The following is a 17,763-nucleotide window of genomic DNA, read 5'->3' as shown; positions in this document are numbered from 1 at the left end:
TCAGCGGCGGAGCACCGGGAGCCTCCCGCCCGCGCCGCCCGGCACGCGGCGGAACAGCGGAGATCCCCGGGTTCGCCCAGGTGGGTGAGCCGCCCGCCGCGCCCGCCCGGAGAGCCACCGCATCACCGCCCGCCGAGCATCCGCCGTGCGGTCCGGCGGCGGCTGGGCAACGCTGGGGGGAGCGCGCGGCGGCCGACGTGACCGCAGGGAGGAATGCCGATGGACCCCGTCGAGGCCCTGGACCGGATCGCGTTCCTGCTGGAGCGGAGTCTGGCCCCCACCTATCGCGTACGGGCCTTCCGTACCGCGCAGGCCCTGCTCGCCGGGATGCCCGCGGACGAGGTGCGCGAGCGCGCGGCGACCGGGGCGCTGGAGTCCCTCAAGGGCATCGGCCCGAAGACCGCGCAGGTGGTGCGGGAGGCGCTGGCCGGTGAGGTGCCCGGGTACCTGGAGAAGGTCGAGCGGGAGGCCGGGGGTCCGCTCGCCGACGGCGGAGAAAGTCTGCGGGCGCTGCTGCGCGGGGACTGCCATCTGCACTCCGACTGGTCGGACGGAGGCAGCCCGATCGAGCAGATGGGGCGTACGGCGGCAGCGCTGGGTCACGAGTGGGCGGTACTCACCGACCACTCGCCCCGGCTGACGGTGGCGAGCGGCCTGTCGCCGGAACGGCTGCGTGAGCAACTGGCGGTCGTCGCGGACCTGAACGAACGCTGGGCCCCCTTCCGGCTGCTCACCGGGATCGAGTGCGACATCCTCGACGACGGATCGCTCGACCAGGAGCCGGAGTTGCTGGAACAGCTGGACGTGGTGGTCGTGTCCGTCCACTCCAAGCTGCGCATGGACGCGAGGCCGATGACCCGACGGATGGTCGCCGCCGTACGCAATCCGCTCTCGGACGTGCTCGGGCACTGCACCGGGCGACTGATCAGCGGACGTGGCCGGCCCGAGTCCGCGTTCGACGCGGACGCGGTCTTCGCGGCCTGCGCCGAGACCGGCACGGCCGTCGAGATCAACAGCCGTCCGGAGCGCCTCGACCCGCCACGCCGGCTCCTGCGCAGGGCGGTCGACGCGGGCGTCCTGTTCTCCCTGGACACCGACGCGCACGCTCCCGGGCAATTGGACTGGCAGATCTACGGCTGCGCGCGAGCCGAGGAATGCGACGTGCCCGCCGAACGCGTCATCACCACGTGGCCCCTGGACGACCTGCTCACCTGGGCGAGGACCCGGGAGACACCAAGCGGCGCGCGCGGCCGCTGAGACGGAGCGGGCGGCGGGCAGCATCGAGCCCGCCTTCGCGGCGTTCGGCACGGCCTCCATCGCGGCCCCCATCGCGTCCCTCTGAGTCTCCGCCAGAGCGTTCACTCCCTGTTCATTGCAACGTGCGACTCACGTTCGTTGCGTTAGCTCCAGAGTCATTGCAACGATATCCATGCAACTACCTGCGTATATAGCAAGATTGCACAACAAGTATGTTGTCGAATCGATGAATGCAACGTAGCGTTTCCTTCATAAGAAACACGGGCCGCAGAAGCGTACGCGGCAGAAGAAGGAGAGCACGATGCAGAAGTTCGACACCACCGCCCCGATCTCCGCCGTCCTCGACATCCCCGCGGGACAGATCCGGTTCGTCGCCGCCGACCGCGCCGACACCACCGTCGAGGTCCTGCCCGCGGACGCCTCGAAGGGCCGCGACGTGAAGGCCGCGGAGCGGATCGAGGTCACGTACGACGGCGGCGTTCTGCGGATCGAGGCCCCCGAGGCGAAGAACCGGATCCTCGGCACTTCCGGGTCCGTCGCGGTGACGGTCCAACTGCCCGCCGGTTCCCGGGTCGAGGCGAAGGCGGCCGTCGCAGAGTTCCGGAGCGTCGGGCGGCTCGGCGACGTCACCTTCGAGGGCGCTCAGGGCTCCGTCGCGCTCGACGAGACCGCGAGCACCCGCCTCACCCTCCTCGCCGGTGACATCTCGGTCGGCCGCCTGGGCGGCCCCGCGGAGATCAGCACCCAGAAGGGCGACCTGAACATCACCGAGGCCGTACGCGGCACGGTCGCCCTGCGCACCGAACACGGCGACATCTCCATCGGCGCCGCCCACGGAGTCTCCGCGTCCCTCGACGTCGGCACCAGCCACGGCCGGATCCACAACGCGCTCAAGAACACGGACGGCACCCCCGACCTGACCATCCGCGCGACGACCGCCTACGGCGACATCACCGCCCGCAGCCTGTAAGGAGCACCAGCATCGCCAACTCGGTCGAGGCGGCGGCGAACAGACCGCGCCACAAGCGCATTTGACGATTCGGCAGATCGTTCCACGGTGCGGGATCACCAAGTCGGCCGTCTCCGGTCGGCAAGTCGATTCACCGGACGTGGTGATCAACGGGCGGCACAATGACGGCGACGGTCCGTCGCCACGTCGGCGGCCGTACCCGCCCCGAAGACAGCGTGGGCGCACAGGGAGGAGACGAAGTCGTGAGCGAGAGCCGGCGCCCGTCAGGCGAGTCACCGAGGCTGGACACCAGCGTGGCGCACAACGCGCGGGTCTGGAACTACTGGATCGGCGGAAAGGACAACTACGCGATCGACCAGGCGGTCGGGGATCAGGTCGCGTCCATGTTCCCGATCATCCGCGAAGTGGCCCGCGCGGACCGCGACTTCCTCGGCCGTGCCGTCCACCACCTGACCGCCGACCGGGGGGTGCGGCAGTTCCTGGACATAGGCACCGGACTGCCGACCCTGGACAACACCCATGAGATCGCGCAGCGGATCGCCCCCGAGTCGCGGATCGTGTACGTCGACAACGACCCGATCGTGCTGGTCCACGCCCGCACGCTGCTGACCAGCACGCCCGAGGGCACCACCGACTACATCGACGCCGACGTCCACCACCCGGACGCCATCGTCGAGGGCGCCGCGGCGACGCTCGACCTCGGCCGGCCCGTCGCGGTCATGATGCTCGGCATCCTCAACTTCGTCCTCGACACGAAGGAGGCACAGGACATCGTGCGCCGAATCATGGCGGCGGCCCCCTCGGGCAGCTTCCTCGTCCTGACCCACCCGACCACCGACGCCGACCTCGGCGGCGAGGGCAACATCGAGGCGATGAAGTTCTGGAACGAGAACGCCACCCCTCCGATCACCGCCCGCACCCGCGCGGAGATCGAGGCGTTCTTCGACGGCCTGGAGTTCGTCACCCCGGGCCTGGTCTCGTGCTCGCAGTGGCGCTCCGAGCCCGGTTCCGCACCCACTGTTCCGCAGTTCGGAGCGGTCGCGGTGAAGCCCTGACCTCGTCGGGGCCGAATCCGGGTCCGAGCCTGCCCACCCCGCAGGCAGGCGGCAGGCGGCAGGCGGCAGGCGGCAGGCGGCAGGGCACCGTGACGCACGTCACCGCCGATGGCGTTCTCCCGGGGAACACTGATAGGTAGTTGCCCGTTGAACCACCCGTGGGTGCGGATGGGACAGTGTCCCCGGGCCTCACCTTTTGCCCACAGGGACGATCGTTCGGCTGAAGCCCTGTGGAGCGTTTCGCCGAGAGGCGACCGCCATCCGTGCCCACCACAGACGGCCCCGACCGAGATTCCCCCATCCGGTCGGGGCCTTTCCCTTCCCCGAAGCGGCTCCCCGGCCGACCGCCCGCCCGGACAGCCGTGTCCGGGCGGTCTCGTGTCCGGGTGGTCTCGTGTCCGGGCGGCCTCGTGTCCGCTTGACTTCGAGTCCGCTCCAATTCGTAGCGTTCCAGGCATGAGCACTGCACAGCACAAGATCGGTTCGGGCTTCGGCGCCCGGAGCACCGCCGACGACGTCCTCCACGGAATCGACCTCTCCGGCAAGCTCGCGATCGTCACGGGCGGCTACTCGGGCCTCGGCCTGGAGACGACCCGGGCACTGGCCGCGGCGGGCGCCCGGGTCGTGGTGCCGGCACGGCGCCCGGCGACCGCGCGCGAGGCGCTGGAGGGCATCTCCGGAGCGGAGACCGACGAGCTCGACCTCGGCGATCTGGAGAGCGTGCGCGCCTTCGCCGAGCGGTTCCTCGCCTCGGGCCGCGTCATCGACATCGTCATCAACAGCGCCGGCGTCATGGCCTGCCCGGAGACCCGTGTCGGCCCCGGCTGGGAAGCCCAGTTCGCGACCAATCACCTCGGCCACTACGCGCTGGTCAACCGGCTCTGGCCGGCGATCGAGCCGGGCGGAGCACGGGTCGTGTCCGTGTCCTCCGCAGGCCACCACTACTCCGGCATCCGCTGGGACGACGTGCACTGGCGCAGCGGGTACGACAAGTGGGAGGCGTACGGGCAGGCGAAGACGGCGAACGTGCTGTTCGCCGTGGAGCTCGACCGGCGCGGCCGGGAGTCCGGCGTACGGGCCTTCTCGCTGCACCCCGGCGGCATCCTCACCCCGCTCCAGCGGCACCTGCCCAAGGAGGAGATGGTCGAGCGCGGCTGGATCGACGAGAACGGCGAGCCGCTGAACCCCGAGGGCTTCAAGACGCCCGAGCAGGGCGCGGCCACCCAGGTGTGGGCCGCGACCTCGCCGCAGCTGGCCGGTCTGGGCGGGGTGTACTGCGAGGACTGCGACATCGCCGAGCCCGCTCCGGCGGACGGGGCCCGGACCGGCGTACGCGCCTACGCGACCGACCCCGGCGAGGCCGCCCGGCTGTGGGACCTGTCGGCGGAGCTGACCGGGGTGAACGCCTTCGCGTGAGCCGCGCGGCGGACGCCGCGTCCGTGGCCGCCGCGGTCTCGCGAGGCAGACGGCCGGCTCGGCATCGCCCTCCCGGGCCACCCGCCCGACCCCGTGCCGGGTCAGGCAGCGGCGTCCAGTACGGCGCTCGGCCCCACCCCGTCAGTGCGGCGCACGCTCCTGGAGGGCCGTGCGCCATGCCGGGGAGGGGCCCGTCGGCGCGGGTTCCGCGCGCCTGCCGCCGCGGGTGAAGAAGTCGGCCAGCGGCAGGATCGCGGCGCCCACCGTGACGGCGTCGGGGCCGAGGCGGCCGAGGTCCACGGTGACCCGCTCGGCGGGGTAGCGCAGGGCGTACGAGGAGGCGTAGCGGCGTACGGCGGGCAGGAACCGGGAGCCGAGCTGGAGGCCGGCCCAGCCGCCGATGAGGATGCGCTCGGGCTGGAAGAGGTTGATCAGGTCGGAGAGTCCGGCGCCCAGGTACTCGGCGGTCTCCTCCAGGACGGCGAGCGCGATGGGATCGGCCTCGGTGCCGTCGGGTGGGTAGGCGGCCGCGAGCATCGCGGTGAGCGCGGTCTCCTCGTCGGTGCCCTCCGGGGGCCGTCCGCCCTCCTCGCGCCAGCGGTCCAGGAGCGCCTCCGCACCCGCGTAGGCTTCCAGGCAGCCGAGAGCGCCGCAGCGGCAGCGGCGGCCCCTGACCCGTACGGTCAGATGCCCCCATTCGACGGACCGGCCGTTCTCCACCTCCTCGGTGACCAGACACGCGCCGACGCCGGAGCCGAAGAGGACGACCACCGCGTTGCGGGCGCCGCGTCCCGCGCCGAACCACATCTCGGCCTGGCCGAGGGTCCGGGCGCCGTTGTCCGCGAAGTAGGGGACGGTGTCGGGGAGTTCGCAGGCGGAGCGGAGCAGGGATTCCAGCGGGACGGCGTCCCAGCCGATGGTCTGGCCGTGTACGACCGCGCCGCGTTCGGGGGTGCGGGCGACGATGCCGGGCACGCCGATGCCCACTCCGAGGAGCTGGTCGGGGGCGATGTCCGCCTCGGCGAGGACCTCGGCGATGCCGTCGCGGATGTGGCCGACGATGACGTCGACGTCGTACTCCTGGCGCCTGAGCGGGCGGTCGGCCTCATAGCCCTGGCGTTCCAACGGTCTTTCGGCGCGGGCGAGTTCGGTCAGGGTCAGGTCGAACAGCTCGATGCGGACGCGGGTTTCGCCGACGTCGACGCCGATCATGTGGCCGCTGCCGGGCACCACGCGCAGCAGGGTGCGGGGGCGGCCTCCGTCGGAGTCGACGCTGCCCGCCTCCTCGACGAGGCCGTCGGCGACGAGTTCGGCGACCACGTTGCTGATGGATCCGGAACTCAGTCCGGTGGCGGGACCGAGCTCGTAGCGGCTCATCGGCCCGTCGAAATACAACCGTTGTAGTACGGCGGTGCGATTGCCCCGCCGCAGGTCACGCACTGTCCGACCGTTCCGCCCCGCCATGTGATGTCCCTTCCGGCCTGCCCGACCTGCAAGATACCCCTGCGCGATCCCTTGACGCGACTTTCTTCCGGGTCTTAACTCACGTCCTAAATTAAGCCATGAGGATCGTTCGGGAAGTGAACGCGGGCGCTCCTCATGCGCTCCCTCCGGGAAAGGGACAAAAGCAGCCATGCGCAGAATCCGAGCCGCGGCCGCAGGTGCGGTCACCATCTCACTGCTGACCGCCGCGACCGCCTGTGGCGGCGGCTCGTCGAACGGCGGGTCCAACGACTCGCCGAAGACGCTGACCTATTGGGCGTCCAACCAGGGTGCCAGCATCGAGATCGACAAGAAGGTCCTCGCGCCCGAACTCAAGAAGTTCGAGAAGCAGACCGGCATCAAGGTGAAGCTGGAGGTCGTCCCCTGGTCCGACCTGCTGAACCGGATCCTCACCGCCACCACGTCGGGTCAGGGCCCCGACGTCCTCAACATAGGCAACACCTGGAGCGCCTCGCTCCAGGCCACCGGCGCGCTGCTGCCGTGGGACGCGAAGAACTTCGCCAAGATCGGCGGCAAGGACCGTTTCGTCGACTCCGCGCTCGGTTCGACGGGTGCCGAGGGCAAGGACCCCGCCGCGGTGCCGCTGTACTCGATGGCGTACGCGCTCTACTACAACAAGAAGATGTTCGCCGACGCCGGCATCGCCAACCCGCCGGCCACCTGGGACGAGCTGATCGCCGACGGCAAGAAGCTCTCCAAGGGCGGTAAGTGGGGCATCGGCGCGGAGGGCTCGAACGCCTCGGAGAACATCCACCACGCGTTCGTCTTCGCCAAGCAGCACGGGGCCGACTTCTTCACCGCCGACGGCGCGGCCGACTTCACCAACGACGGAGTCGTCGCCGCGGTCAAGCAGTACGTCGACCTGATGGCGAAGGACAAGATCATCGCCCCGGGCAACGCGGAGTACGCGCAGAACCAGTCGGTGAGCGACTTCGCCAAGGGCAAGAACGCGATGCTGCTGTGGCAGTCCGCGTCCGCCAACCTCAAGTCGCAGGGCATGAGCGAGGACGCGTACGGCATCGCCCCGGTGCCCGTGCAGTCCGGCACCCCGGGGACGGGCACGAACGTCAACTCGATGGTCGCGGGCATCAACCTCGCGGTGTTCAAGAACACCAAGAACCTCGACGGCGCCGCGAAGTTCGTGAAGTTCATGACCAGTGACGCCGAGCAGAAGATCCTCAACGGGGCGTACACCTCGATCCCGCCGGTCAAGGGCGCCCAGACGGACGCCGCGTTCAACTCCCCCTCGAACGCGGTCCTCAAGGACACCCTGGCCAAGAGCGCGGCCGCGCTGCCGCAGGTCGCCGACGAGTCCCAGTTCGAGACCGCGGTCGGTACGGCCATCAAGGGCCTGTTCGCCGACGCCGCCGGCGGACGCGCGGTGACCACGGCGTCGGTGAAGGCGGCGCTCGAGAAGGCCCAGCAGCAGATGCCGAAGAAGTGAGTGCGGACACCGCCATGACCACCACGACCGCCGCCTCCGCCGAACCCGGCGAGCGGACGGTGCGCAAGAGCTCCCCCGGTGCGGCGCGCGGCCCGCGCCGCACCGGGCGGATCAAGCGCATCGGACTCCCTTACCTGCTGCTTCTGCCCGCCCTGTTCCTCGAACTGCTGGTCCACCTGGTGCCGATGGTGATCGGCATCGTGATGAGCTTCAAGGAGCTCACGCAGTTCTACATCCGCGACTGGGGCACCGCGCCCTGGGCCGGTTTCGACAACTACTCGGTGTCGGTGGACTTCGACGCGCCCGTCGGCAAGGCGCTGCTGCACTCGTTCTTCGTCACCATCGGCTTCACCCTGCTCTCGGTCGGCCTGTGCTGGCTGATCGGCACGGCGGCCGCGGTCTACATGCAGGACACCTTCCGGGGGCGCGGCATTCTGCGGGCCCTGTTCCTGGTGCCGTACGCGCTGCCCGTGTACGCGGCCGTCATCACCTGGGTGTTCATGTTCCAGCACGACAACGGCCTGGTGAACCACGTCCTGCACGACCAGCTGCACCCCACCGACAAGCCGTCGTTCTGGCTGATCGGCGACAACAGCTTCTACGCCCTGCTCACCGTGTCCGTGTGGAAGGGCTGGCCGTTCGCCTTCCTGATCGTCATGGCCGGCCTGCAGAACATCCCGGGCGAGCTCTACGAGGCGGCGGCCCTGGACGGTGCCGGTCTGTGGCAGCAGCTGCGCCGCATCACCCTGCCGTCGCTTCGGCCGGTGAACCAGGTCCTTGTCCTGGTGCTGTTCCTGTGGACGTTCAACGACTTCAACACGCCGTTCGTCCTGTTCGGCAAGACCGCCCCTGAGGCAGCGGACCTCATCTCGGTCCACATCTACCAGGCGTCCTTCGTGACATGGAACTTCGGCACCGGCTCGGCGATGTCCGTGCTGCTGCTGCTCTTCCTGCTCGTCGTGACCGGCGTCTACCTGCTGCTGACCTCCCGGGGAAGGAAGACGGCCGATGTCTAGCACCTCCACCACCCCTCGCTCGCCGATGGCTCCCCCGCGGTCCTTCGTGTGGTCCCGGCGGATCTTCCTCACCCTGCTCACCGGGTTCGTCCTGATACCCGTCTACGTGATGGTCTCCAGCTCGCTGAAGCCGCTCGCGGACGTCTCGGGGAAGTTCCGCTGGGTGCCGAGCGGCCTGACACTGCGGCCGTACGTCGACATCTGGTCGACCGTGCCGCTGGCGCGGTACTTCGTGAACTCGCTGATCGTGGCGGGTGCGGCCACGGCCTGCTCGGTCGTGATCGCCGTCTTCTCCGCCTACGCCGTCAGCCGCTACAACTTCCGCGGCAAGCGCGTCTTCACGGTCACCGTGCTGTCCACCCAGATGTTCCCCGGCATCCTCTTCCTGCTGCCGCTGTTCCTGATCTACGTCAACATCGGCAACGCGACCGGCATCGCGCTGTTCGGCTCGCGCGGCGGTCTGATCCTCACGTATCTGACCTTCTCGCTGCCGTTCTCGATCTGGATGCTGATCGGGTACTTCGACTCGGTGCCGCGCGATCTCGACGAGGCGGCGCTGGTGGACGGCTGCGGGCCGCTCGGCGCGCTCTTCCGGGTCGTCGTGCCGGCCGCGATCCCCGGCATCGTCGCGGTCGCCGTCTACGCCTTCATGACCGCCTGGGGCGAAGTGCTGTTCGCGTCGGTGATGACCAATGACGCCACCCGCACCCTGGCCGTCGGACTCCAGGGCTACTCCACGCTCAACGACGTGTACTGGAACCAGATCATGGCCGCCTCGCTGGTCGTCAGCGTCCCCGTGGTGGCCGGATTCCTGCTGCTCCAGCGCTATCTCGTCGCCGGTCTCACGGCGGGAGCCGTCAAGTGACCGACCCCATTGATGACGAAGGGACTTCAGTGACCATCGACCTTGCCGCCCTCCCCGAGGACTTCCTTTGGGGCACGGCCACGTCGGCCTACCAGATCGAGGGAGCCGTCGCCGAGGACGGCCGCTCCCCCTCCATCTGGGACACCTTCTCGCACACTCCCGGCAAGATCGACAACGGCGACGACGGGGACGCCGCCTGCGATCACTATCACCGCTGGCGTGAGGACATCGGTCTCATGCGCCGGCTCGGGACCAACGCCTACCGGTTGTCCATCGCCTGGCCCCGGGTGATGCCGGGCGGCGACGGCCCGGTCAACGCCAAGGGGCTCGACTTCTACGACGCGTTGATCGACGGGCTGCTGGAGGCGGGCATCACCCCCTCGGTCACCCTCTACCACTGGGACCTGCCGCAGACGCTCCAGGACCGGGGCGGCTGGCCTGCCCGTGACACGGCGCACCACCTCGCCGCCTACGCGTCGGTCGTCGCGGAGCGGCTCGGCGACCGCGTCCAGCACTGGACCACCCTGAACGAGCCGCTGTGCTCGGCCTGGATCGGTCACTTGGAGGGGCGGATGGCCCCGGGCCTCACCGACCTCACGGCGGCGGTCCGCGCCTCGTACCATCTCCTGCTCGGCCACGGACTCGCCACGCAGGCGATCCGCGCCGCCGCGCCCGGTGCCCAGATCGGCATCGTCAACAACCTGTCCAGCATCGAGTCGGCCACCGACCGCCCCGAGGACATCGCGGCGGCGAAGCGTCTGGACGGGCACACCAACCGCTGGTGGCTCGACCCGGTGCACGGCCGCGGCTTCCCCGCCGACATGGTCGAGGTGTACGGGGTCGAACTTCCCGAGGTCGCGGGGGACTTGGAGACGATGGCCGCGCCGCTGGACTGGCTGGGGCTCAACTACTACTTCCCGTCCAGCGTCGCCGACGACCCCAGCGGTCCGGCCCCCCACGCCCGCACGGTCCGCCGGCTCGGCGTGCCCCGCACCGGCATGGACTGGGAGGTGGAGGCCGCCGGGATCGAGAGCCTGCTGCTCCGCCTGACGCACGACTACGGCGCCCGCAAGCTGTACGTCACGGAGAACGGCTCCGCCTACCCCGACGTCGTACGCCCCGACGGCACCGTCGACGACCCGGAGCGCACCGCCTATCTCGAACAGCACCTGGCGGCCTGCGCCTCGGCGGCCCGCAAGGGTGCCCCGCTGGCCGGCTACTTCGCGTGGTCGCTGCTGGACAACTTCGAGTGGGCGTACGGCTACGACAAGCGGTTCGGTCTTGTGCACGTCGACTACAAGACGCAAGCGCGGACGATCAAGGGCAGCGGGCAGCGGTATGCGGAGATCGTCCGCAAGCACCGCGGGGGCGCGAGCAAGGCGGCCTGAGCCGATCGGCGGCGGGCCGGCCGGCTGGAACGCCCGGCCGGCCCGCCGGAGGCGGAGTGCGACGAGCGCCGGACGGGCGTGACGGCTGGCCCGGAATGGCCCGCCGTCAGTCGGATGGGCATACGTGTCCCGCTGACTTGTCATGGAGGTAGGTCACACGTTCTTCCGGAGTGAGGTCACGGCCGAAGGTGTGGCAGATCTGCTTGATCGCCTGGGCGGGCTTGAGGGAGGTGTCGACGTCCCACAGCTGGGCTGTCGCATTGATCCCGTCGGCGGTGGCGAGAGTGCGGCCGCCAGGGCTGAACGCCAGCGAATAGATCCCCTCGACTTCGAAGCTGGTGCGGACTTTGCCAGTGGCCCCGTCCCACAGCCGTACTGTCTCGCTGTACGCGCCGCTGCTGGCGGTGTCGGCAGTGGCGAGGGTGTGGCCGTCGGGACTGAACGCCACCGCGCTCGCCCATCCGACGTGCGCGGTCAGAGAGATACGCACGTCACCCGTGGCTGCGTCCCACAGCCGTACGGTCTCGTCATCGCTGGCAGTGGCAAGGGTATGGCTGTCGGGACTGAACGTCACCGCGCTCACCCCGGCATTGTGTCCCTTGAGTGTTCTGCGGGGCTTTCCGGTGGCCGCGTCCCAAAGCCGTACGGTGGAGTCGTCACTAACGGTGGCGAGAGTGCGGCCGTTGGGACTGAACGCCACCGCCTTCACCTCGCCGGTGTGTCCTGTGAGCGTGCGGCGGAGCTTGCCGGTGGCCACATCCCAAAGCCGGGCGGTTTTATCGGCGCTGGCGGTGGCGAGGGTGCGCCCGTCGGGGCTGAACGCCACCTCGTGCACCGTGCCCTTGTGTCCCTTAAATGTGTGGCGAGACTTGCCCGTTGCTACATCCCAGAGCCGTAGGTTGGAGTCGAGGCTGGTGGTGGCGAGGGTGCGACTGTCGGGGCTGAACGCCACCGCCTTCACCTCGCCGGTGTGTCCTCTGAGCGTGCGACGGGACTTGCCGGTGGCCACATCCCAAAGCCGGGCGGTTTCATCGGCGCTGGCGGTGGCGAGGGTACGGCCGTCAGGGCTAAACGCCACCTCGTACACCACGTTGGTGTGTCCTTTGAATATGGTGTGCTTCTTGTCGGTGGTGACGTCCCACAGACGTGCCGTCTTGTCCCGGCCAGCGGTGGCGAGGGTACGTCCGTCCTTGCTGAAGGCCAGCGCGAGAACCTCGTTGGCGTGCCCATCGAGGGTGGCTCGAGGCGAGCTGGTGGCTGCGTCCCACACCTGTACGGTGTGTCCGCTGGCTGTGGCGAAAGTTCTGCTGTCCGGACTGAATCTCATCACGAGCGCTGGGCCTAGATATGTGTCGCGGCTCTTGCCGGTGACAGCGTCCCGCAGGATGGCGTCAATGCCGTCGGTGGTGGCGAGGGTGTGGCCGTCGGGGCTGAACGCCACTGACGTCACCGGTTCTGTGTGGTCTTTGAGTGTGGTGCGGGTCCTGCCGGTGGCCGGGTCCCACAGACGAGCCGTCCGGTCGGCGCTGCCCGTGGCCAGCGTGCGCCCGTCGGGGCTGAACGCCACCGCGTACACCTCGGCCTTGTGTCCTTCGAGTGTGGTGCGGATCCTGCCGGAGACCGGATCCCACAGACGAACTCTCCCGTCGGCACAGCCTGTGGCAAGGGTCTGACCCTCGGGGCTGAACGCCACCGCGTACACCCCCTCGGCCTTGTGTCCTTCGAGTGTGGTGCGGATCCTGCCGGAGACCGGGTCCCGCAGACGCACTGTCCCGTCGGCGCTGCCTGTGGCAAGGGTGTGAGCGTCGGGGCTGAACGCCACTGACGTCACCTGGCCCGCGTGTTCATTGAGTGTGGTGCGGGTCCTGCCGGAGACCGGATCCCACAGACGAACCGTCCCGTCGGCGCCGCCTGTGGCCAGAGTGTGGCCGTCACGGCTGAACGCCACCGCGTACACCTCATCGGTGTGACCGGACAGACGGCGATGCACCGGCAGGGCCGCGGCGCTTCGCAGGCTCTCCAAGGCCTCGGAGGTATGACTGGTGCGGTACGCCTTGACGGCCAGCAGCGAGGCCAGTTCCGGGTTCGTGGCGAAGAGTCCGTCGGACTGGCCGGCGAGTTGCCGCGACAGAGCCGCCTGCCGCGTGGCGATCACCGTTCGCCACTGCCAGATCGCGCCCCCTGCGGCGAGCAGGGCGAGGACCAGCAGACCGCCGAGGACCCCGTTGAGCCGCCTGCTGCGGCGGATCGCGGCCCGCTGTCGCTGCCTGCTGGCGTCGAGATACCCCGTGATCTCGGCCGGCAGCCGACGCCGCCGCGACCATTCGAGGCCTTCCGCGAGCGCTGTCCCGCCCAGCAGGTCCCCGGGGTCCTTCGCCGGGGCCCAGTGGGCCTGCCGTTCGCGGGTGTGGTCGAGCCACTCCTGGAAGCGGTGGTCCTGGTTGACCCACTCGCGCAGTGCGCCCCAGTCGCGGATGAGCGCCTCGTGGATCAGCTCGGCCACCGGTGCCCCGGAAGGAGCGCCGGGGTCATGCGGGGCGTGAAGCGCTTGGGTGGTGATGATGCGATGGCGCGCGAGGGCGGCGATGACGTCGTTGACGGCCGCCTTCTCAGCGTCGGGAGGGTCGCCGGGTTCCGCCGCCAGCTCGCGCAGCTCGTCGAGGGGGACCTGCGTGCGGACGGCCGTGATGTTGTGACCCGGGTCTGCGGGGTGCACCAGGGACGTCAGCGCCCGCTGGGCGATGGTCCGCTGTTCTGGGGACAGTTCGCTCAGGACGCTGTCGCACCACGTGGTGACGCTGCCGCTGACCGCTCCGATGCGACGGTACGCCTCGTGCGTGAGGTACCCGTCCTGCCGCCGGAGCCACAGCTGGCTGAGCGCCATCTCCAGCAGGGGCAGCACGGTGACCGGTGCCTGGCAGGTGATGGCCGCTTCGGGTGTGATCTCCAGGACGTCGCCGATGATCCGCTCGGGCAACCCCGATTGGAAGCGGAGCCCGACGTCCCGGGCGGGCAGAGTGATGATGTCGTGCAGGTCCTGCTGGCTCAGCGTGCCCGGTACGTTGAGGAGTCCCGGCATCGCAGCTTCGAGCAACTTTGGCGCCAGGGAGGCCAGTTGAGGGTAGAAGTCGTCACGCATGATCAGGATCACGGTGACCTTGGTGTACGCGTCGGCGGCTGTGGTGACCTCATCGATGACGGACAGGAAGTCCCGCAGCCGACCGTTGGCCGTCTGGACCAGGAGCTCCTCGAACTGGTCGATCACCAGCAGGACACGTTGATGACCAGGGTCGGCGACAAGCCTCCGGTTGACCGCCGCAACGATCCCGTCACCCTTCGCACCCGGCAGTCCAGCCCGTTCGATCTCGGCGAGCATGTCCTGCCTCGGCCGGGTGAGAACAGGCAGCCAGCGGTCACTGCCCGGCAACTCCCCCGCCGCCAGCGCCCGCAGCACGCCGGCCTGGATCAACGACGACTTACCCGACCCCGACGGCCCGAGCAGCAGCGTCAGCCGCCGTTGCTGTGCCAGGTTCGTCAAGACCTGCTGCACCGCGTCCTGGCGCCCCTCGAACCACCGCGCGTGTTCCGCGGTGAACGGCTCCAGCCCTCGGTAAGGGCAGACCTCACGCTCGGCGAGCTCCGGCAGGATCTCCCGCAGGACCTGCGTCGGCGTCACGTAGGCGATGCCCTGCCCCCGTTCGTACATGTCGGGTGCGGTGATCTCGGTGAGCATGCCGATGACCAGGCCGGTCGTCTCATCGAGAACAGGTCCGCCACTGAAGCCGGTGGTGAGGTCGTTGGCGGCGGTCAGTTGGAGATGTGCACATCTGCCGTCCGCGCCCGGCAGCAGATCACCGGTCACGCCGAAGCCGAAGTGTCCCTCCGCCGGGGCCTGGGCGGGAAATCCGAAGGAGCGGACCTGGTGACCCCGGCATCCTTCCGCGGAGCCCAACGGCATCGTCCGCATGGCCGCCGCTGTGCCGCTCAGCCGGATGAATGCCACGTCCTCGTCCTCGACGGAACGCCACAGCTCGCCCGGGACACGTCCCTCCACCCGGTCCGCACCCCGCACATGAGGAAAGGACAGCAGGATCTCCTCCCCGGGCCCGCTCCCGGCCGCTTCGACGACGTGCGCACACGTCACCACGACCCCATCGGCGACCAGGAATCCCGTCCCGGCCACGGCCCCGTCCGGCCCCACGATCTGGGCCACGGCCGCGGCCAGATCCGATGCGCTGCCGTCACCCGGCTTCTCTTCCTCGCTGGTCACCCGGATCAGCCCGTACTCTCGGCCGAGTCCGGGTGCCGCGATCCGTCGCTCTTCCAGGACACGGTCACGTTCAGGTGGCAACTGGCCTGGCTCTTGGTGATGACAGCCCCGGCCTCGGCCGCGAGGTCGACGCCGAATTCGACGGTGATCGCGTCGGGACGGGCTTTGCGCAGCTGTTCGAGAGTGGCGCGGGCTGCCTCTGTGATCGGCTCCAGCGCCCCCTGCAGCGTCACCGGCAACTCGCGTACGGCATCCCCGAGGCGGCCGGCTTTCACCGGTCCGTCCCACGCGGCGGCCGGTTGCTCGACCAGAACGCTGCCTCCGCCGTCCAGCGGAATCCGAGTCAGAGGTGTCATCACGCCTCGTCCACCTCTCGTACCGGCTCTCCCATGACTCCACCAGCATTCTTGACGCTGACATATGCCGCACGCAGGAGGGAGCCACACGTGTGAGGGGGCAGAGTTTCGATGACCCCAGGGCTGCTGCCCGACCGGTTCAGACACCGCCGTCGGCGGCGTCACGTCCCTCCGGACCCAGTTCCGCGAGAGCGGCCGTCAGCTGCGGGCCCACCGTCTCGCGCACCCAGGCGACCCGTTCGTCGCCAGACGCTCGGGGCACCGTCTCGACGAGCATGATCAGGTAGAGGTAGCTGCGGTAGAGGGCCAGGCGTTGACGGGCGGGTCCGTCGAAATCGACTGTCCCGCCCGCCTCCTGATAGCCCGCCAGGAAGTCCGCGTCCCGCCGGATGTCGTCGAGCAGGGCCAGCGAGACGAAGTCGGCGAGCGGATCGCCCCAGAGCATGCGCTCGCCGTCGATCAGACCGCCGATCCGCGGGCCCGCCTCGGCACGCTCGACCAGGATGTTCCCTCGCCACAGGTCGAAGTGGACGAGGCGGGGGACGGTGACCTCGTCCAGCGCGTCATGGGCGGTCCGCGCCACGCGGGCCACCTCGTCGACGGGGAGGGGCAGCCAGGCACAGTAGTGGCGGGCGTCGTCCAGGACGGCGTCGTACATCCCGGCGAAGGCGGTCCGCCAGTCGGGGGCGAGCGGCCCGAGTGCGCCGGACGGGTAGCCGAAGCCCGGGCCGGTCACCTCGTGCAGCCGGGCCACCATGCGCCCCAACTCTCGTCGCAGGGGCCCGCGTTCACTGACGGACAGATCTCCCCAGGGATCGCCCGGACAGTGCGTCATGAGCAGATGACCGTCGCGACGATCTCCGACCACCCGGGGCGCCGGTACGCCGACGGTGGCCGCCCGGCGGTAGAACTCCGCCTCGGAGACGAGGAGTTGCCGCTCGTACGCCAGAGCGGGGGCGGTGTCGGGCGGAGGCACCTTCAGCACGTATCGGGTGCCGTCGACGAGCAGAAGCTCCTCGACCGCGTTGTACGTGCCGCCGGTCAGGGTCCGGCGGCCGGCGAGGCTTCCGGGTGGCAGTCCCACCCCATCAAGAGCCCGCCGTGCCCGCTCCCAGCCGTGCGCACCGGCTCCATCGGTCGCCTCGCCCATGGGCCCACTCTGCCAGTTGGGGAGTGCCGTATCCACCGCCCCGACCGAGCGCCTGGGCACGGGCCCCTTGGCCAACCGGCCGCCCCGGCGCCTACACGCTGGGCGCCCTGACGCCCCGGGTGTCGCCCTCCGCCGTACCGGCGCCCCGAGGAGCGCCGAAGCGGGCGAGGCAGTGCCAGACCTTCTTCAGGTCCTGGAGGCCGTGGCGGCCGGTGCGGGCGGCGTCCCCGATCATGCGCGGGTCGAGAAAGCCGTCCTCGGCGATGCGGGTGCCGAGCTCGACGTATTCGGGGCCGCGGAAACCGGGGTGCAGGTGGAGTTCCTCGACGCCGAGCCGGTATCCGGGGTGCCAGGCGATCGGGCAGGGCAGGAGACGTGCCGCGGCCTCGACGGGTGTGCCCCGGAAGGACGCGTCGAGGACCAGTGCCTCCACGTCCCGGGCCGGCACGACCCGCCCGTGCACCTGCGCCTCGATGTAGTCGTCGAGGGCGTCCCGGTCGTCCGCCTCGGCGGTCTCGATGAGCGACATCCCGGCGGCGACGCCGAAGGCGGACGGTTCGGCGGCGCTGTCGGGGTAGCAGAAGGTGGCGCGGCGCAGCGTCTCGCCGGTCAGCCGGAAGTGCGAGGAGCCGAACCGGGGTGCCGCGCCGACGAGTTGGCGACGGAAGTCGAGCCCTCCGTAGACCGGGCGCTCCTCGGCGGGCGCGGTGTCGTAGGCCCCGCCGAAGATCCGGCTCTCCCAGCGCCACCGGTCGCCGCCGGGGTGCGCGGTCAGGCCGCCGTTGCTGGTGCCCGTGACGAACTGCGAGCGGTACACGCCGTCCCGGGCCAGTGCCTCAAGGATCGGGACCCCGCGCACGAGCCGGTCCGGATGGAAGTTCAGGGTCAGCCGCACCGTGGGATCCACCGCGGGGCCGGAGGACCGGGCCGCGACATGGCGCAAGGCCAGCTCCTGCGGCGTCCACCGGTTCCGTGTCCCGCGACCGCCCTCCGCGAAATCCATTGGCTCCCCCTCATTGAGCTAGGTATCTTCGGTCAAAACCTAGGACCCCTAGGTTTTGACTGCCGGCACC

General features: G+C 69.9%; 13 protein-coding genes. 8 read left to right on the top strand and 5 right to left on the bottom strand.

Annotated elements, in window-relative coordinates; all coding sequences use genetic code 11:
• Positions 1-219: 219 nt before the first annotated feature.
• From OG788_RS37910 to OG788_RS37895, 4 genes are all read left to right on the top strand, one after another.
• Positions 220-1,257 carry a PHP domain-containing protein gene (locus OG788_RS37910; protein ID WP_406375500.1) on the top strand — a complete coding sequence of 346 codons (1,038 nt, stop codon included), beginning with the start codon at positions 220-222 and terminating at the stop codon, positions 1,255-1,257.
• A 301-nt stretch (positions 1,258-1,558) separates the two neighbouring features.
• On the top strand, positions 1,559-2,227 hold the full coding sequence (locus OG788_RS37905; RefSeq protein ID WP_406375499.1) for a DUF4097 family beta strand repeat-containing protein: 669 nt from the start codon (positions 1,559-1,561) through the stop codon (positions 2,225-2,227).
• A gap of 242 nt (positions 2,228-2,469) precedes the next feature.
• A complete protein-coding gene (locus tag OG788_RS37900) occupies positions 2,470-3,282 on the top strand; it encodes an SAM-dependent methyltransferase (RefSeq protein WP_351545344.1) in 813 nt (270 codons plus the stop codon).
• 456 nt (positions 3,283-3,738) lie between these two features.
• Entirely contained in the window at positions 3,739-4,698 is a 960-nt protein-coding gene (locus OG788_RS37895) for an SDR family NAD(P)-dependent oxidoreductase (RefSeq protein ID WP_406375498.1), read from the top strand.
• 141 nt (positions 4,699-4,839) lie between these two features.
• Here the strand turns inward: OG788_RS37895 and OG788_RS37890 are convergent, their stop codons facing one another.
• Complete coding sequence (locus OG788_RS37890; RefSeq protein WP_406375497.1) at positions 4,840-6,162, bottom strand: ROK family protein; 1,323 nt, start codon at positions 6,160-6,162, stop codon at positions 4,840-4,842.
• 169 nt (positions 6,163-6,331) lie between these two features.
• Here OG788_RS37890 and OG788_RS37885 point away from each other — a divergent pair, with 169 nt between their 5' ends.
• From OG788_RS37885 to OG788_RS37870, 4 genes are read left to right on the top strand one after another with little or no spacing between them, the layout of a single operon-like run.
• Positions 6,332-7,645 (top strand): sugar ABC transporter substrate-binding protein, encoded by a 1,314-nt coding sequence (locus OG788_RS37885; RefSeq protein WP_351545351.1) that lies wholly within the window; start codon positions 6,332-6,334, stop codon positions 7,643-7,645.
• Positions 7,646-7,659: 14 nt separating this feature from the next.
• Positions 7,660-8,661, top strand: coding sequence for a carbohydrate ABC transporter permease (locus OG788_RS37880; protein ID WP_406375496.1), 1,002 nt, complete (start codon positions 7,660-7,662; stop codon positions 8,659-8,661).
• On the top strand, positions 8,654-9,526 hold the full coding sequence (locus tag OG788_RS37875) for a carbohydrate ABC transporter permease (RefSeq protein WP_351545357.1): 873 nt from the start codon (positions 8,654-8,656) through the stop codon (positions 9,524-9,526). The genes OG788_RS37880 and OG788_RS37875 overlap by 8 nt, the downstream gene beginning before the upstream one ends.
• 29 nt (positions 9,527-9,555) lie before the next feature.
• The gene (locus tag OG788_RS37870; RefSeq protein ID WP_406375495.1) at positions 9,556-10,914 is read left to right on the top strand and encodes a GH1 family beta-glucosidase; all 1,359 of its coding nucleotides are present in this window, start codon (positions 9,556-9,558) and stop codon (positions 10,912-10,914) included.
• Between the two features lie 106 nt (positions 10,915-11,020).
• Here the strand turns inward: OG788_RS37870 and OG788_RS37865 are convergent, their stop codons facing one another.
• The 4 genes from OG788_RS37865 to OG788_RS37850 all read right to left on the bottom strand — a co-directional run bounded on the left by OG788_RS37865 (position 11,021) and on the right by OG788_RS37850 (position 17,693).
• Positions 11,021-15,184, bottom strand: coding sequence for a trypsin-like peptidase domain-containing protein (locus OG788_RS37865; RefSeq protein ID WP_406375494.1), 4,164 nt, complete (start codon positions 15,182-15,184; stop codon positions 11,021-11,023).
• Positions 15,185-15,189: 5 nt separating this feature from the next.
• On the bottom strand, positions 15,190-15,540 hold the full coding sequence (locus OG788_RS37860) for a CU044_2847 family protein (protein WP_406375493.1): 351 nt from the start codon (positions 15,538-15,540) through the stop codon (positions 15,190-15,192).
• A gap of 139 nt (positions 15,541-15,679) precedes the next feature.
• Positions 15,680-16,690 carry a phosphotransferase family protein gene (locus tag OG788_RS37855; protein ID WP_406375492.1) on the bottom strand — a complete coding sequence of 337 codons (1,011 nt, stop codon included), beginning with the start codon at positions 16,688-16,690 and terminating at the stop codon, positions 15,680-15,682.
• Between the two features lie 91 nt (positions 16,691-16,781).
• Entirely contained in the window at positions 16,782-17,693 is a 912-nt protein-coding gene (locus OG788_RS37850; RefSeq protein ID WP_406375491.1) for a DUF3626 domain-containing protein, read from the bottom strand.
• Positions 17,694-17,763 lie beyond the last annotated feature (70 nt).

The organism is Streptomyces sp. NBC_00647 (genome assembly GCF_045207245.1).
Classification (GTDB): domain Bacteria; phylum Actinomycetota; class Actinomycetes; order Streptomycetales; family Streptomycetaceae; genus Streptomyces.
This window is presented reverse-complemented; position numbering and strand designations above follow the sequence as displayed.

What these genes read in the sequence shown, in the direction of transcription:
- OG788_RS37905 (WP_406375499.1), top strand. Translation starts at nt 1,559, where the DNA reads ATGCAGAAGTTCGACACCACCGCCCCGATCTCCGCCGTCCTCGACATC.
- OG788_RS37855 (WP_406375492.1), bottom strand. Translation starts at nt 16,690, where the DNA reads ATGGGCGAGGCGACCGATGGAGCCGGTGCGCACGGCTGGGAGCGGGCA.
- OG788_RS37860 (WP_406375493.1), bottom strand. Translation starts at nt 15,540, where the DNA reads ATGACACCTCTGACTCGGATTCCGCTGGACGGCGGAGGCAGCGTTCTG.
- OG788_RS37875 (WP_351545357.1), top strand. Translation starts at nt 8,654, where the DNA reads ATGTCTAGCACCTCCACCACCCCTCGCTCGCCGATGGCTCCCCCGCGG.
- OG788_RS37885 (WP_351545351.1), top strand. Translation starts at nt 6,332, where the DNA reads ATGCGCAGAATCCGAGCCGCGGCCGCAGGTGCGGTCACCATCTCACTG.
- OG788_RS37895 (WP_406375498.1), top strand. Translation starts at nt 3,739, where the DNA reads ATGAGCACTGCACAGCACAAGATCGGTTCGGGCTTCGGCGCCCGGAGC.
- OG788_RS37850 (WP_406375491.1), bottom strand. Translation starts at nt 17,693, where the DNA reads ATGGATTTCGCGGAGGGCGGTCGCGGGACACGGAACCGGTGGACGCCG.
- OG788_RS37910 (WP_406375500.1), top strand. Translation starts at nt 220, where the DNA reads ATGGACCCCGTCGAGGCCCTGGACCGGATCGCGTTCCTGCTGGAGCGG.
- OG788_RS37890 (WP_406375497.1), bottom strand. Translation starts at nt 6,162, where the DNA reads ATGGCGGGGCGGAACGGTCGGACAGTGCGTGACCTGCGGCGGGGCAAT.
- OG788_RS37880 (WP_406375496.1), top strand. Translation starts at nt 7,660, where the DNA reads ATGACCACCACGACCGCCGCCTCCGCCGAACCCGGCGAGCGGACGGTG.